At 48.6% G+C, this 16,110-nt stretch carries 8 protein-coding genes, 1 pseudogene and 1 riboswitch; of the genes and pseudogenes, 1 reads left to right on the top strand and 8 read right to left on the bottom strand.

The features are described 5' to 3' along the window. Nucleotides 1-89: 89 nt before the first annotated feature. The gene (locus ET33_RS32250) at nt 90-4,541 is read right to left on the bottom strand and encodes an Ig-like domain-containing protein (protein WP_081890598.1); all 4,452 of its coding nucleotides are present in this window, start codon (nt 4,539-4,541) and stop codon (nt 90-92) included. Nucleotides 4,542-4,921: 380 nt separating this feature from the next. On the opposite strand from ET33_RS32250, the gene ET33_RS32245 reads away from it, so the two are divergent. Continuing rightward, nucleotides 4,922-6,070 carry a response regulator gene (locus tag ET33_RS32245; RefSeq protein ID WP_036692073.1) on the top strand — a complete coding sequence of 383 codons (1,149 nt, stop codon included), beginning with the start codon at nt 4,922-4,924 and terminating at the stop codon, nt 6,068-6,070. A 74-nt stretch (nt 6,071-6,144) separates the two neighbouring features. Here ET33_RS32245 and ET33_RS32240 read toward each other — a convergent pair whose 3' ends face one another. The 7 genes and pseudogenes from ET33_RS32240 to ET33_RS32210 form a co-directional block, all read right to left on the bottom strand. After that, entirely contained in the window at nt 6,145-7,542 is a 1,398-nt protein-coding gene (locus ET33_RS32240) for an SMI1/KNR4 family protein (RefSeq protein WP_036692071.1), read from the bottom strand. A gap of 171 nt (nt 7,543-7,713) precedes the next feature. Continuing rightward, complete coding sequence (locus ET33_RS32235) at nt 7,714-12,156, bottom strand: Ig-like domain-containing protein (protein WP_036692069.1); 4,443 nt, start codon at nt 12,154-12,156, stop codon at nt 7,714-7,716. A gap of 201 nt (nt 12,157-12,357) precedes the next feature. Beyond that, nucleotides 12,358-12,456, bottom strand: a riboswitch (cyclic di-GMP riboswitch). Nucleotides 12,457-12,709: 253 nt separating this feature from the next. After that, nucleotides 12,710-13,506, bottom strand: a pseudogene (locus tag ET33_RS32230) (hypothetical protein). Continuing rightward, nucleotides 13,499-13,834, bottom strand: a complete 336-nt coding sequence (locus tag ET33_RS32225; RefSeq protein ID WP_036692066.1) for a DUF2834 domain-containing protein — start codon at nt 13,832-13,834, stop codon at nt 13,499-13,501. The pseudogene ET33_RS32230 and the gene ET33_RS32225 overlap by 8 nt, the downstream one beginning before the upstream one ends. Before the next feature lie 49 nt (nt 13,835-13,883). Continuing rightward, a complete protein-coding gene (locus ET33_RS32220; RefSeq protein WP_161783582.1) occupies nt 13,884-14,735 on the bottom strand; it encodes a DMT family transporter in 852 nt (283 codons plus the stop codon). Continuing rightward, nucleotides 14,725-15,150, bottom strand: coding sequence for an NUDIX domain-containing protein (locus ET33_RS32215; protein WP_036692061.1), 426 nt, complete (start codon nt 15,148-15,150; stop codon nt 14,725-14,727). Before ET33_RS32215 ends, ET33_RS32220 begins: the two co-directional genes overlap by 11 nt. 45 nt (nt 15,151-15,195) lie before the next feature. Beyond that, complete coding sequence (locus ET33_RS32210) at nt 15,196-15,885, bottom strand: class I SAM-dependent methyltransferase (RefSeq protein ID WP_036692058.1); 690 nt, start codon at nt 15,883-15,885, stop codon at nt 15,196-15,198. Between the last annotated feature and the right edge of the window lie 225 nt (nt 15,886-16,110).

The following is a 16,110-nucleotide window of genomic DNA, read 5'->3' as shown; positions in this document are numbered from 1 at the left end:
AGCGTGCTCCCCTGCATTTTTCGTTATTCGGTAAAAAGAACAACCATCGACGACATGGATCGTCGCCAATGGTTGTCAGGGTAGCTTGCTTACTTATCGATCAGATTTGTGGTCTTGAGTAATCTTGCGATCAATGCCGTCACTTCGGCGCGCGTCATATTCGACTGCGGGCTCAGGAGCTGCGGTCCGTTGCCTTGCACGATTCCCGCTTCAATCATCAGAGCGATATCCTCTCTCGCCCAAGCAGATACCTTTTTCGCATCTGCATATTTCGCCAGTAGAGCATCGGTCTGCTCCTGACTCAACACGGCTTTCATCTCGATCAATTTGTAAGCCCGGGCAATCATCGCCATGCCCTGCTCTCTCGTGATTTGACGGTCGCCGTAGAAGTTACCGTCCTCGTAGCCGCGGACGATATCGAACTCGTTCGCAATCGCTACGGAGCTGCGGTACCAAGCGGAATCCGAAACGTCAGGGAACTTGTTTTGCGGTGCATTTTGACGTTTCAAACCGAGACCGGCCACGACAATCTCCGAGAACTCGGAGCGCGTTACGTTGCGATCCGGCGAAAACGTATTGTTCCCGGTTCCGGCAAGGTCGAGTCTCGCCGCAATATTGTTCACGTCCGCTTTGCCCCAGTGGCTCTTCACGTCATCGAAATCTTGCGGATTCCAGATGACCGAATAGGAGCCGTTGCTGCGCAAGTCTTTAATCAATGCATAATAACGGCTGTTGATCTTCGTTACAACCGTCGGCACATGGAACACGCTGCCGTCCGGATTGACGATCACGCCTGTCGTAATGCGGTTCGGATCGATGCCTTCCGGCAGCGCAATGTACTTCGCCGCGTATCCGTTCAATTGCCCCGCTCTTACCATCTTGCCGTCATGCGAGAAGGTCATATCCAGATCGACCGGAGTGACCAGCAGCTCATAGCCTTCCGCTGTCGCTTTGTTTTTGGCGTTGGTAATCAACGTGTCAGAAGAACGTGCGATATCGATATGAACGGCAATATCGCCGAGCGCCGCGTTGCCCAACTGCTTGGACACCGCGCTCAAATCCATTTTTCCGCCCGGGATCGGGTAGATCGCCAGCGGGTTGCCGATTTCGAGGCCTGCTCCCTTATCGGCAAGCTGCTTCACAGCTCCTGCCGTCAATCCGTCTACCTTCATATCGCCATCTTTCGATGAATGAATCGCAAGCTTCTGTCCGTTACCTTGCGATAAGGCTTTGTTCAGCTTGTCCAAATCCACTTGAACCGAAGTCACCTTGCGATCTCCCGAGGTGGATTCTTTCCCTGTTGCAAACGCATCGTCTTTGCCGTTCACCGAGGTTTCGATTCCCGAGCCATTCGGTGTTGTCGAAGCTCCGGACGAAGACGAACCAGTAGAGGTTGAAGGCGTCGTAGTGCTTCCGCCGCTGCTGCTATCCGAGTCTCCACTGTCGCTAGATTCCCTTGTAATAGTCAACGTATACTCCGTTACATGGCCTTTGGCGTCCGTAACCTTCACAACAATCGTGTTCGTTCCTACATTTAAAGGCAGATTACCGCTTGCCGCGCCATTAGGAACTTGCTGCCAAGGACCATTATTAACCGAGACTTCAATCTTGGCGTTCGGATCAAGCGGCAACGAGCTTACCGTCACGCTGTAGACGCTATTCGTTACGGAAGCCGTATACTTGGTCGTGCTTCCATTGAACGCCGGCGATAATCCGATTGGCGTTCCAGACCAACTATTGAGCTGCAGTCCCGTCAAGGAGGAATGATTTGCAGTGTTAACCGTCAGTTCTTTGCTAACGGTGCTGGACTTCCCATCCTTCATAGCCGTTACTTCAACGTTGTACTTCCCATCGGCCAAATTGACTTCCGGGATATAACTCCAGTTGCCATAGGTGTCGGCCGTGACCGTCCCTGTAATCCCATCCGCAATGTTGATCGTAACTTTAGAGCCTGGCGTCGCTGTTCCCTTGAATGCAGGCTTGGACACCGTTACGGCCCCGCTGGCCGGCTCCGTGATTTCCAATGCCGGGGCAACGGCTGTGTCTACTTTCAAGTCGATCGTTTTGGGGGACGAGAGCTTGCCGTCTTTTTCAGCCGTTACTTTCACCGTGTAGTTGCCATCGGCCAAATTGGCTGCCGGTGTGTAGCTCCAGTTGCCATACGTGTCGGCAGTAACCGTCCCTGTTATCCCACCTGCGATGTTGACTATAACCTTGGAGCCCGGCGTTGCTGTTCCCTTGAATACAGGCTTGGACATCGTTACAGTCCCGCTGGCCGGCTCCGTGATTTCCAATACCGGCGCGACGGCTGTGTCTACTTTCAAGCTGATCGTTTCGGGAGACGAAGACTTCCCGTCTTTCTCAGCCGTTACTTTTATCGTGTAGTTTCCATCAGGCATATTGACTTGCGGCGTATAACTCCAGTTACCGTACGTATCCGCTGTAACCGTACCTGTAATCCCATCCGCGATGTTGACTGTAACCTTGGAGCCTGGCGTTGCTGTTCCTTTAAATACAGGCTTGGATACCGTTACGGTCCCGCTGGATGGCTCCGTGATTTTTAACGTTGGCGCTGGAGTAGCCACGTTTAACTCTTTCGTCTTTGCTGCTGCCTTGCCCTCTTTTGTAGCCGTTACTTCAATAGTGTAGCTGCCGTCGGTCAAATTCACACCCGGAGTAAACGTCCAGTTGCCATTCCCGTCAACCGTTGCAGTTCCGCCTGCACCAGTTACCGGCTTACCATTTTTATCCTTAATCTCTACTTTCACTGTCGAACCAACTTCGACTTTACCTTCGATCGTTGGCTTATCCTCGGTTACTTGCGCTGGATCACCATTAGGTGCAGTGATTGTCAATGAAGCCGCAAATGCATCTTTAGCATTCTCGGTAAAATTTCTCGCAGGTACACTGTTTTTGCCTTTCAAGGTACCCGATCCATCATAGGATACGCTCACTGTTTTACCGGTGACATCCGTTCCATTGGGTAAAGTGAGAATTAACTTTTTCGGGTCGGCTGGATCAACCTTATAATCCCCCGCACCAATCGTTACTTTATCGCTGCCGACTTTAATTTCAAAGCCATTCAAATTCGTCAAACTATCCAAATCCTGATCGAATTTAAGTATAATTTGATTCCGGTTCGCTACCATTTGCTCAAGCGCAGCGCTCTCTAGTACCGGCGCCGGAGCGGCGAAGGCGAAATATTGCCCTTCAGACAGCGCAACTTTCGTTGCAGTCGTATAGTAAGAAACACCGTTCGACGAAATTTCCGTTAAGGCATACTCCGTTGCACCCGTGAAATCTGTCTCACTGTTGCTTACCAATAAGGTTGCATCTGATGGAATGACAGCACTTTTTGCAATCGTTAGCTGTACCACATCGACATTATTGGTGTTCTGCACTTTCCAAATACGGTCCGTATAGTTTTTCTTCGTCGTACCGATTGGCGTCTTGAACGCTAAAGACTGACCATTGTCGCCCCAGATTAAGGACTGTTTATCGTTAAGCACTCCGACAACTTCTTCATTTTTTTCCGCAAATGAGCCAAGGCCAATGGTCAGCTTGGAAGCATCATTAGTGGAACGACTTTGTTTCTGATACAAAGCTTGGGCATCATCACGGGCAATACCTGTAATGTTGCTGTTATATTTTGCATCCGCTTGCCAAATTACGTTAGCTTTGGAATCCAAATAATTCACATTGTTTAAAGAGATTCCGTATTTTACCGCTAAATAGGAGTTGATTTTTTGTCTGTCGATTGCCGTCAACGGAGCCGAATAGAAAATTACTTCGCCAACTTGACCTTTATAAAAGCTATCGGTCTGGGTCTGTGAGCCAAGAGTTATTTGACTATTAGTACCTTTTACAGGATTCGTTCGGCTGGCCTGAGAAACACTCAGCTTCCCATCACGATAAATGGATTGACCTTCGTCTCCGGAACCGTTAATTCCATAATTAAAGTTCCAAACATAATATTTTCCCAATGCCACAGATTCCGGAGTAGCCACTCGCTCAGTCCCTTGAAGCCCTGCATCCCAGTAGACGCTTCCACCCCAAGGCAGATGAACATTTAATCTGCCTCCGCTAGACGTCACTTCCCAAAATAAAGAATTCGTGTTATTTCCTATACCCGATACTACAAACGCATTAAAATTATTGTAGGTACCATTTCCTAGAACGCCATTCGCATTTAATAAAAAATCATCGACCCCGTCAAAGGTTACTCCCTTATTAAAGTTAAGCCGATTGCTTTCATCATTATAAACAGGTTGTTTGGTAACATCCGTTTGAGAGAAATCTCGGTTATTACCGCTCAGATCCTTCCATTCCGCTACTTTACCGTCCGCCGCCGTGACACCATTATCAGCACGCAGCCATAGGTGCGGATTGGTGGTTACCCCGCCCGGACTCACGGGATCTGGCGCTGCTTTGGCTGTATGCGGGGCTAACGCCGCAGACCATGAGCTTGCCGCCAAGGCGCCAATTAGCAGCAGCTTGAGCGGTTTTTTCCAATTTGTCTTTCCTTTACTCGCAATCAACATTTCATCATCTCCTTTTGTTTACGCTTAATCAGGGCGAACACGACAAAAAGGCCGCTCTCGCTATCTGTGCCGCGAATGAAGCAGGCAAACTATTCGTTATAACGAACGTGAGCAGCATGATCAACTACTTCTTTCAATAAAACTTACTCTTGCGTGCCACCAAAACCTCCTATCTCCCCTTTTCACTCTCTTTGATCTGGCATTTGCAGGAGAATGACATACGTTAAAATCCCACATCTCCCCTTACGTACTAGTTTACCAACCCGACCTAAACAAAACCTAGACAACTCCTCCTGGGTCTGTTCAATATATTCGCATGAAAGCCGATATAAGAATTGTGAAAGCAATTACAAGCACCAACTGTCAAGGAGGACGCTCCTGTGAAAGCCATATTGGTTGACGATGAACATTTGGCGTTAATAGGACTTAAAAAAGCGATTGAGCGTGAAGCAAGCGAAGTCGAGATCGTTGCCACCTATTCCGATTCCACCGAGGTCATGGCAGGCGTATTGGCTCATCGCCCCGATGTGGTGTTTCTTGATATCCATATGCCGGAAATTAACGGTCTGAATCTGGGGAAGCAGATCCAGACGGTCGTTCCCGGTACCGAAATCGTATTTGTGACCGGTTACGACCAATATGCCGTGCAAGCTTTCGAGCTTTACGCCTTGGATTATATTATGAAGCCGTTGCACAAGGACCGTCTGCGCCAAACGATCCAGCGGATAAAAGAGAAATTGGCAATCAAAGGGGCCAAGAAGACACAGGACGCGAATTCGCCCTTGATTTGCTGTTTTAATCAACTCCAGTACAAGCTTCCCGGCATGGACGCCCAGAACGTGAAATGGCGTACAAGCAAGGCGCAAGAATTGTTTGCCTATTTGCTCCATCATCGGGACCGAACCATCAATCGAAGCGTTTTGCTTGAACTGCTGTGGCCAGAGCTGGAAGAGGCTAAGGCAGCGCAGCATCTCTATACAACGATTTATTATGTACGTCAAACCTTGAAAAACTCCGACATGGATACTATTTCCATAAACAGCGGCAATTTGGAGGCGGGGTACAAGCTTGACTTGGGGGAGGCCAGGGTAGACACGGAGGAATGGGAATACGCCATGAGGCAATTGGGTGTCCTGGATGCAGGTACAGTTGACGCCTATGAGCATGTGTTGAATTTGTACAAGGGGGACTATCTGGGAAAATACGATTACCTATGGGCCGAACATGAACGGGAACGGTTTCGATTGCTGTGGTTATACCTTATGCGAAAGTTATGTGAGTTCTACGAGCAACAAAAAAAACCGAAAAAAGCCATTCAAGTCCATCTCCGTATTCAACAATTGCTTCCGGACGAAGAGGAAAGCTATTTCTCGCTGATGAGGCTTTATGATGGGATTGGCGACAGGATCGGTGTGGAAGAACAATATTTGCTCTTGAGAACGAAAATGGAACGGGATTGGGAAACGCCGATTAGTCCTGACATTACGGATTGGTATACACGTTGGAAGTTCGTGAGCCTTACTTCCTAAATCAGCCACTTCGAGTTTCGCATGGAAGCCCCCCGGCGCCGCGCAGATTTCGGTCCGGAGGGCTTTGATGAATTTTAAGTTGCAGAAGCGAATACGTTCAGCTTCTCCAGCAATTGCTTCGTTGCCGTATCCGTGAATGTAAGCGCATCGCTTGTCCCGATAATCATGCTTTGCCGGATTCGATCGTCCAGCCAGTCCGCGAGAAAGCCGGGCGCATACCCACCCGTGCTGAACGACCCGCTAAAAGCGATCATTTTGCTATAATCCTTCAAATATTGTTCACGGCTTGTATCGGGGTAAGACTTGGTGTACAGCCAAAACTGCAGGTCATACATCAACGTCGAAAGTTCGTCCGTATGGAAAGCAAAGTACCCTTTTTCCTCTACAATTCGGGTACAAATCGCACGGATGATCTCCTCCATGTTGTCGACCTCGGTGACGCGGGCACACAGCTCCGAAAGCAGTGGGGAAAATTCCTCATGGGCCACCTTCCGCAAAGCCTCATACTTCCCTTCCTCCGAGGTATCATAGACATCGCGATGCACCAAGCTCCGGACAAAGACCTCGAAGTTTTCGGCCAAAAACGTAATTGCATAATCGCATGACTGATCGACGTGGACCACCTCAGGCTCTCCATGCCTGCCGCATTTCCGATAATCCAGCATCACGACATCGTGACCTGCCGAAGGGCAATCGCAAATGACCACGCCAATATCGGGATAGCCCCATTCTTCAATAATAAACTGGCTGCCAAATTCTGCGCAGAGCGAATAAGGCTTTTCGCGCCCGATCCCCATGATTCCCATAATCGCAATATGGTCTTCCGCCCAAGACGTTGCTTCCTCTGAAGGGAAGCAAGTGTTGACTGGCTCCCCGCCGTTATGCAATTTCATCATTGCAATGTAAGAGGCCGGCAATGTATAGCCGAGCTCTTGTTCGATCGAAGCAATAAGCTCATCCGTAGGCGGCTCGCTGACATAATGTTTTAACGCGTAGTCGCTATCGTTCCAAAAGCTCGTCAAGTCAAACCCTTCAAAGGGAATTTTTCCCTCCCCGCGCTTTCTTCTTTGCTCGTTCCGGGCCTGTAGGGCCAGCGACTGCTTTCGTTTGCGGTTCATTACGGCGAGACCATGACGGCTCTCTACTAAAAACGACAGCGTGGCCCGGTCCTTGGGGGCTAGTTGATCCGCGATTTCGAATTCTCTTACGGCGTCCTCGTATTGTTCCAGATAGTAGTAGGCATACCCCGCGCGGAAATGCCACAAAGGGTCGTTCCCGCCTTGCTTCTCAATCGTCAAAAGCTGCTGCAGCGCTTCCTCGTAACGTTCCAGATTGTTCATGGCTCTCGCCAAATGACTGATTACATCATAATCGCGGTCCTGTTCTGGAATTTCCAGAATCCGAGCGATGATTTGTTCAAATTCATCTTCTTCATGCCAGAGGTCTAGCTGCTCTAATAGGTTTTTGTCCATATTTTCCCTCTTTTCGTTGACATGCTCTAGCGCCGCTTTGCCTAGCTACATTACCAGACTAGCGAACTTTACCGCCGTTGGCAAGGTGTTTCCAGAACCGGCTTTGCTCATTAAGTAAAAAACAACCATCGACGACATGGATCGTCGCCAATGGTTATCAGGATAGCTTGCTTACTTGTCGATCAGATTGGTGGTCTTGAGCAATCTTGCGATCAATGCCGTTACTTCGGCGCGTGTCATATTCGACTGCGGGCTCAGAAGCTGCGGCCCGTTGCCTTGCACGATTCCCGCCTCAATCATCAGAGCGATATCCTCTCTCGCCCAAGCAGATACCTTTTTCGCATCTTCATACTTCGCCAGCAGCGCATCCGTCTGCTCCTGACTCAGTGCGGTTTTCGTCTCGATCAATTTGTAAGCCCGGGCAATCATCGCCATGCCCTGCTCTCTCGTGATTTGACGGTCGCCGTAGAAGTTGCCGTCCTCGTAGCCGCGGACGATATCGAACTCGTTCGCAATCGCTACGGGGCTGCGGTACCAAGCGGAATCCGAAACGTCAGGGAACTTGTTCTGCGGTGCATTTTGACGCTTCAAACCGAGACCGGCCACGACAATCTCCGAGAACTCGGAGCGCGTTACGTTGCGATCCGGCGAAAACGTATTGTTCCCGGTTCCGGCAAGGTCGAGTCTCGCCGCAATATTGTTCACGTCCGCTTTGCCCCAATGGCTCTTTACGTCATCGAAATCTTGCGGATTCCAGATGACCGAATAGGAGCCGTTGCTGCGCAAGTCTTTAATCAATGCATAATAACGGCTGTTGATTTTCGTTACAACCGTCGGCACATGGAACACGCTGCCGTCCGGATTAACGATAACGCCTGTCGTAATGCGGTTCGGATCGATGCCTTCCGGCAACGCGATGTACTTCGCCGCATATCCGCTCAATTGCCCCGCTCTTACCATCTTGCCGTCATGCGAGAAGGTCATATCCAGATCGACCGGATTGACCAACAGCTCGTAGCCTTCCGCTGCCGCTTTGTTCTTGGCGTTATTAATCAACGTGTCCGAAGCACGGGCGATATCGATATGAACGGCAATATCGCCGAGCGCCGCGTTGCCCAACTGCTTGGACACCGCGCTCAAATCCATTTTCCCGCCTGGAACTGGGTAGATCGCCAGCGGGTTGCTGATTTCGAGGCTGGTTCCTTTGTCGGCAAGCTGTTTTACGGTTCCTGCCGTCAATCCGTCTACCTTCATATCGCCATCTTTCGAAGAATGAATCGCAAGCTTCTGTCCGTTCCCTTGCGATAAGGCTTTGTTCAGCTTGTCCAAATCCACTTGAACCGAAGTCACCTTGCGATCTCCCGAGGTGGATTCTTTCCCTGTTGCAAATGCATCGTCTTTGCCGTTCACCGAGGTTTCGATTCCCGAGCCATTCGGTGTTGTCGAACCTCCGGACGAAGACGAACCTGTAGAGGTTGAAGGCGTCGTAGTGCTTCCGCCGCTGCTGCTATCCGAGTCTCCGCTGTCGCTAGATTCCCTTGTAATCGTCAACGTATATTCCGTTACGTGGCCTTTGGCGTCCGTAACCTTTACAACAATCGTGTTCGTTCCTACATTTAAAGGCAAGTTACCGCTTGCCGTACCATTAGCAACTTGCTGCCAAGGACCATTATTGACCGAGACTTCAATCTTGGCGTTTGGATCAAGCGGCAACGAGCTTACCGTCACGCTGTAGACGCTATTCGTTACGGAAGCCGTATACTTGGTCGTGCTTCCATCGAACGCTGGCGACAACCCGATCGGCGTTCCGTTCCAGCTATTGAGCTGTAACCCTGCCAACTTGGAATCGTTCGTGGTCGCCACGATCACCGTCTTCGTCGCTTGAGTAGACTTGCCGTCTTTGGTTGAAGTTACTTCAATCGTATAATTACCATCCGCCAAAGCTTTATCCGGCGTGAAGCTCCATACGCCGTATGCATTCACTGTGACCGTTGGCGTACCTACGACGTTGCCGTCTTTGTCCTTAATCGCAACGGTAACGATCGCTCCGACATCCGTGGTTCCTTTAAATTCCGGTTTGGACACGGAAACTGTACTGCCGCTTGGTTCGATGATGGTTAACGCAGGCAGCGAAGTGTCTACGGTAACCGTCTTCGTCACTTGAGTAGATTTGCCGTCTTTTGTTGCGGTTACTTCAAACGTATAATTACCATCAACCAAATTGGAATCCGGCGTGAAATTCCATGTACCGTCCGGATTGACAGTAACGGCTTGAGTGCCTACGACGTTGCCATCCTTGTCCTTAATCGCAACGGTAACAGTCGCGCCGGCATCTGCTGTTCCTTTGAACTCCGGCTTCGGCACAGAAACCGTGCTGCCGCTTGGTTCGGTGATCGTTAATGCAGGCAGCGAAGTGTCTACGGTAACCGTCTTCGTCACTTGAGTAGACTTACCGTTTTTTGCTGCGGTTACTTCAAACGTATACTTGCCATCGGCCAAATCTTTATCCGGCGTGAAATTCCATGTACCGTCCGGATTGACTGTAACGGCTTGAGTACCTACGACGTTGCCGTCTTTGTCCTTAATCGCAACGGTAACGGTTGCGCCTGCATCCGTGGTCCCTTTAATTTCAGGCTTGGACACGGAAACCGTATTGCCGCTTGGTTCAGCGATGGTTAAGGCCGGTGCTGCTATGGCTACGTTGATCTCTTTTGTTTTTGTTGCTATTCTGTTGTCTTTTGTGGCAGTTGCTTCAATCGTGTACTTACCGTCCGTTAAGCCCGCATTGGGAGTAAAAGTCCAGTTGCCGTTGCCATCAACAACTGCAGCCCCACCTGCGCCTGTTATCGGATTGCCGTTGGAATCTTTGATCACTATCTTCACCGCAGAGCCCGGTTCGACCGTGCCTTCAATCGTTGGCTTGCCAGCGGTTACTGGATTAACACTAGGCTGCGTGATATTCAAAGCAGCGACAAACGAATCGACAGCATCCATAGCAAAGGAATGGACAGGAGTACCGTATGGACTTTTCAAGTTACCCAATCCATCATAGGATACGTTCACTGATTTGCCGGAGACATCTGACCCAGCCGGTAAAGTGAGAATTAACTTCTTGGCGTTGGCAGGGTCAATTTTGAAGTCCCCAGGGCCTATCGTTACCACATCATTACCGACTTTGATTGTAAAGCCGGTTAAATCCGTCACCTGCACATCTTGGTCGAATGTAAGAGTCACTTGATTCCCGTTCGCTACCGTTTGTTCAAGCGCGGCACTTTCTAATAATGGAGCTTTGGCAGCATAGGTAAAATACTGCCCGTCATGTAACGTCATCTTCGCAGCGTAATGAGGCACGCCATTCAACGTGATCTCCGTTAACGGAAGCTGCGCCGCACTGGAAAAGTCACTATCGCTATCACTTACAAGCAGTGAAGCGTTAGGTGGCATTGCGCCTTTCGGAATGGCAATTTGAACTTTGCCGACTGCTCCGGCGTTCTGTACTTTCCAGAGACGCTCGGCATAGTATTGATTCGTTGCGCCCAGTTGCTTATTGAACGTTAACGCTTTTCCATTGTCTCCCCAAACCAAATATTGCATGGCAGCGTCAAACACTGAGTTATTGACTGAGTTCATTTCTGCAATTTCATTTAAACCGATAGTCACTTGTTTGCCGGCATTTGTACTGTGGCTTTGCTTTTGAAGCAACGCGCCGTTATCATCGCGGCTAATTCCGGCAATATTGAAGCGATAGCCTGTGTTCTCGCTCGCATTCCATACCTTTGATCCATCGGAAGCTAAGTAATCGCTGCTATCCATGGTATAGCCATATTTGATCGCCAAGTAAGTGCTAATACGTTGACGCTCACTATCACTAAGAACACGGTTGAATACAATTAAATCGCCGATCGTTCCTGTCCAATACTGGCCGCCGCCTAAAATAGACCCGACAGCAGCTCCAACATTACCGGTATCCCACAATCTAGATTGTTTGGCTATTTGTTTCATTTTGCTATATAAGGCACCGTTCGCACCATCATAAGTACCGAATAGCTCGTTGGGTATTTTCGGCTGCCAGAATCCGCTGCTGCTCATGAATTCGTTCGTATAGCCGGTCAGAGCTCCCGCTGTACCAATTTGCATCATTCCCATAAGTTTGTACTGGTTATTTTGCCCCCATGAAATGATGTAATGATTTCCGTCGTTTACCTCTGTTGCCGCAACAGAAACGATGGTTCTTGGCGTTTTTCCTGTAGGCAGTTTATTGACATCCAGATTAAGCAGATCGTTTCCGTCAAACCTTAAAATAGGGTTAAAGTTCACATTATAATCGGCATTATTCCAGTATGTCGGCTGGTTGGCGTATGTACTTTGTGTCGCCGTATTTTGGCTGTCGCTTTGGTCGATCCAAGCAGACACGGCTTGTCCGCTCGCAGCGGCAATCCCTTCATCCGGCCGAAGCCATAATACCGTACCGTCTACTCCTCCCGGATTGGCCGTCGCTGCTTTCGCTGTCTGTGGTGCCATCGTGACTGGCAGACCGCTTGCCACCAGAACGAAAGTGAGTAGCAGGGCGAGCCTCTTTTTCCAAAACAACCGATTTTCCTTCGTTGGCGTCATTTTCATCCTCCTTATATATTGAATATGTGAGAAAACAGCAAGAATTTCAGGAAGCCGAAAGCGTTTGTCGGCAATAAACCTCACCCTTTTTCAAACTAAGGCTCCCGGGCAAGCCATTGTACGTTAAAACGAACAAAGAGTGGAATGAAAAAGCCCCCATCCCAGAGCGAGAATTCGCTAAAAGACGGAGGCTTCCGTCGTATCGGCAGCTGGCTGGCATCGGCATTTGCGTCTTCGGCAAATTCATTAGCCCCTGAAGCTTTGCGTCCCCATCTTTCAACGGGTTTGCTATTATCGTACGTTTAATCCGATCGTCCCAACTTTGTTGAAACTTCTCGCTATTTGTCTGATTGTGCAAAATGACGAGACACCAGCAATATTATAGGTGACAAATCTGAACAATTTCTGAACAAGTCCGGCGCATACAAAAAAGCCCCTATCATCAGTACCCAAAATAAACGGGCTGAACTGATATACAGAGGCGTATAAATGGCTTTTCCTAAATTGCCGAGGGGAACGCGCAAGCCCCCCCTGGCCTCTAAATCGGCCCTGCTTACAGAAAAGCGCCGAAGTAAAATTCCAGCGCCTCCCGGGAGTACCGGTCGCTTCCCTGCCACCCCGCAACGGAGTTAAAATCGTGACTCCCTCCCCGGAGCTTGCGGGGCGTATCCTGCTGGGTCAGCAATCCGGCATATCCCCATATTTCCATCACTACATCCCGCTCCTGCTTGCTTGAAGGAAATGCATCCTTCCAGCGCTTCTCCAACTGCCGAGCGCCTTCATGCTCAGCGCAGTCCTGAATCGCTTCGGTCATTCGGTGGAGCATGGCAACATCCTCACCGGTAACCTCGAACGCTTCTTCTTCCTTGCTGAACAATTCGAGATCCAGCCAGCAATACAGAAGCTGGCTCAAGCGGACGCCTCCCCATTTGACCCGCTCGAAATTCAGCACGTTCAAATCCGCATTGACACAATCCCGGTCTGACATGAGGCCATGGAAATTGCAATCTCCGCAGCTGCTATAATTCGGCCGCACCGCACTCCGCTGTCCGTAGGTATGCCGAGGCAGCTGGGACGTCAGGGCCCAGCTCGACAGGGCGCTTCGCAGATAAACTTTTTTCGTAGACAGACTGTGCAGGAACGCAGCGGCTACCCGTTCCTTGGTCACCGTCTGATGCAATTGATGCAGCCGTTCGACCAATTCATCATGCGTAATCGTGATGGGATCGAACATTAACCCTTTGCTTTTGGCATAAGGAAATCCTCGCCGGCAAAGGTATACGGCCGATCCTTCCAACCGCCGGATGACCAGAAGGTGTTCATGAGTATTTTTTTCGCTTTTTTATCCACGTTTTTTCTCCAGATGAATTTCTCGTTGCAATAAAAACAACGGAAGTCCCAACGAAACGCCAACGGTTATTGTCCCAAGGATCGGTACCCATAACCATTTCATTCCTTTGCGACTCCCTTCACACCATATGAAGGCGATTAAGACCGCTGCCGAAACCGCGACATCCAGCCATGCGAATGCGCCGATACGGGTCTGACTTGCTTCTCCTATCAATATAGAAAGGTTAGGACCATGCTCGCCAACCCACGGTATGAACTGGGAATAGGGCAGTATGATTCCGAGTACAGCTAAAATACCGTAAACGTATTTCAACCGCTTCACCTCCATGTGAGATATGAGCTCCCCCATATCATAGCACATTTTGGAAAGGCATTAGCTACTCTTGCTTCAGGTTCAACCAGATGACCGAAACGACAATCATCACGCTGCCTGCGATAAATTTAGCCGTAATCTCAATCGGGAAGAAAGGATACGAATACACGAAAACAATGACAGGATTCAACGAGCGGATCAGATTGGCTACCGAAAATTTGATGTATTTAATGCTTTCGTAGAACAAGATAATGCCAAGAAAACCGCTGCAAAATGCCGCAATCACAATGAACAACAAGCTTTCTCCGGCGAAAAAAACTTTGTAATCTCCCCGAGTCATCCATATAAACGCGCCGATCAATAAGGTAGAAATAATCTGGTTGTAAAATAAAATAATAGAGGAATCGATCCGATCCACCAGTTTCTTCGCCAGCAAATTGGTTAACGCAAACAAAAAGGTATACAGCAGCCCCAACATAATCCCCATCATATTATTGTTCGACGATCCCGTGTTCACAACCAGAAAGGAACCTAAGATACAAATGACGATCGGAAAATAACTCGACGATTTAATTTTCTCACGGAGGATGAATACGGCCAAGGCCAGCGAAAAAATAATATAAAACCGGCCGATTAAGCCAAAAGCGATCGGTCCCAGCATAAACAAGCTGAAATATTGGCATACGACGCCGATGGAGTTGGTGACCCCCAGCAGATAAATTCTTTTATCATTGACGAACGTCAGGCTTTTTTTTCTGACCCCTAAAAACAATAGGCAGAATAAAGCGGAAAATAGACTGCTGTAAAAGCTGGCGACCATCGGGTCGATCGACGACAGAGAGAACATATTGGTCAGCGGCGAGAGGCTCATCACCAGAACAGAAGCAACGCTGAGTAGAACGCCTTTAACTTTCATAACCATGTTCCTTGATATGGCTGAAGATCGATTTGTAAATTCCGTCCGTAAACGACAATTCCTCTTCGCTTGGCAGCGTTGTCGATAATCGGACTTCCGTCGTTTCGGAGAATGCGGGAATATCCTCGAAATACAAGACTTCCGCGGCGGAAATAATCACATTCTCATGGTTGGTTAATGTATAGTAGCCTACCACCTGTATATTTTCGATCACGGCTCCGGCTTCTTCCCAAGCTTCCCTCTTGGCAACCTCCAGAATCGTTTCGCCGTCTTCCTTTTTCCCCCCTGTAAATTCCCACTTTCTTTTTTTGTTTTTCACGAAAACAAATTGATCCTTATAATATAAAACAACCAAAACATACTGATAGCTCTCAGGGCATTGGTTGTAATGAATTTCCATGTCGTCGATCATCATGACCTTCACCTTCTTATCGTTTTTAAGCGAGCATCAAGCATTCCCCTAGTGCTTCTTCTTCAGGTGAAGAAATAGATATCTGCCGCTCTGTTTATTGAATTTGTGGATCACATTATCCAGCAAGGTCCAGACGCCCTTATCTCCGACGCATGGAACGACTTTGCAGCACAGCACATCAAATTTGCCGTCCAGAAATTCATAGATTTCCTTTACGGACATCTCCTTCTGAAAGCCATAGTTCCAGAGGTTTAGCTTCTCGTACCATTGACGCTGCCACTTAAAAATCGAATTCGCATGGGACCAGACCATGATGGCTTCCCCGGAGCTTTCCAAATGGTCGAACAACGTCTGCAAGCCTGTCTCATAATTGTGAACATGCTCCAGCACACTGAACGCCATAATAAAATCATGTTGTTCGGCATGATCTGTCATCGGAGCGTTCAAGTCGTGCTGTTTAAAGCTGACACGGCTGTAATTCGCCAGATTTTCCTTGGACTTGAGTAGCGCATCTTCCGAATAATCGTACAATCTCACGCTTTCAATACTGGGGTACCGGTTGATCAATTCCAACGTCATATAGCCCCCGCCTGCCCCGAAATCTCCGACTTTTTTATATTTATGAAAGTTGACTCCCAGGTTTTCGTATATATCAAATTTTTTCAGCGCCTTGTTGTACCTTACTTTCTCCAATGCGTAGTTATCTTTTTTCCATACGACATTCCACACCTTTTCCATCCTTGGAATCACCCTCCAATTTTTTCTATTTGCATTATAGCTTTAGCAGCAGGAGGTGTATATAGCAAATGTAGTAGATTTATGTCAATTTTGTAATTTTATGCTCTTTTTCATTTATTAGTTAAAACATAGTTTATTTTAAGTGAATTATTGCTAATAAGGCGCGATCCGAGAAAAAGAAAAAGGATGCTCCCCCCATAGGAAGCACCCCAATCACAGTTCGGT

Origin of the sequence: Paenibacillus tyrphae (assembly GCF_000722545.1) — a bacterium.
Lineage (GTDB): Bacteria > Bacillota > Bacilli > Paenibacillales > NBRC-103111 > Paenibacillus_G > Paenibacillus_G tyrfis.
This window is presented reverse-complemented; position numbering and strand designations above follow the sequence as displayed.

What these genes read in the sequence shown, in the direction of transcription:
- ET33_RS32215 (WP_036692061.1), bottom strand. Translation starts at nt 15,150, where the DNA reads ATGATGATCGACGACATGGAAATTCATTACAACCAATGCCCTGAGAGC.
- ET33_RS32220 (WP_161783582.1), bottom strand. Translation starts at nt 14,735, where the DNA reads ATGAAAGTTAAAGGCGTTCTACTCAGCGTTGCTTCTGTTCTGGTGATG.
- ET33_RS32225 (WP_036692066.1), bottom strand. Translation starts at nt 13,834, where the DNA reads ATGGAGGTGAAGCGGTTGAAATACGTTTACGGTATTTTAGCTGTACTC.
- ET33_RS32210 (WP_036692058.1), bottom strand. Translation starts at nt 15,885, where the DNA reads ATGGAAAAGGTGTGGAATGTCGTATGGAAAAAAGATAACTACGCATTG.
- ET33_RS32235 (WP_036692069.1), bottom strand. Translation starts at nt 12,156, where the DNA reads ATGACGCCAACGAAGGAAAATCGGTTGTTTTGGAAAAAGAGGCTCGCC.
- ET33_RS32250 (WP_081890598.1), bottom strand. Translation starts at nt 4,541, where the DNA reads ATGTTGATTGCGAGTAAAGGAAAGACAAATTGGAAAAAACCGCTCAAG.
- ET33_RS32240 (WP_036692071.1), bottom strand. Translation starts at nt 7,542, where the DNA reads ATGGACAAAAACCTATTAGAGCAGCTAGACCTCTGGCATGAAGAAGAT.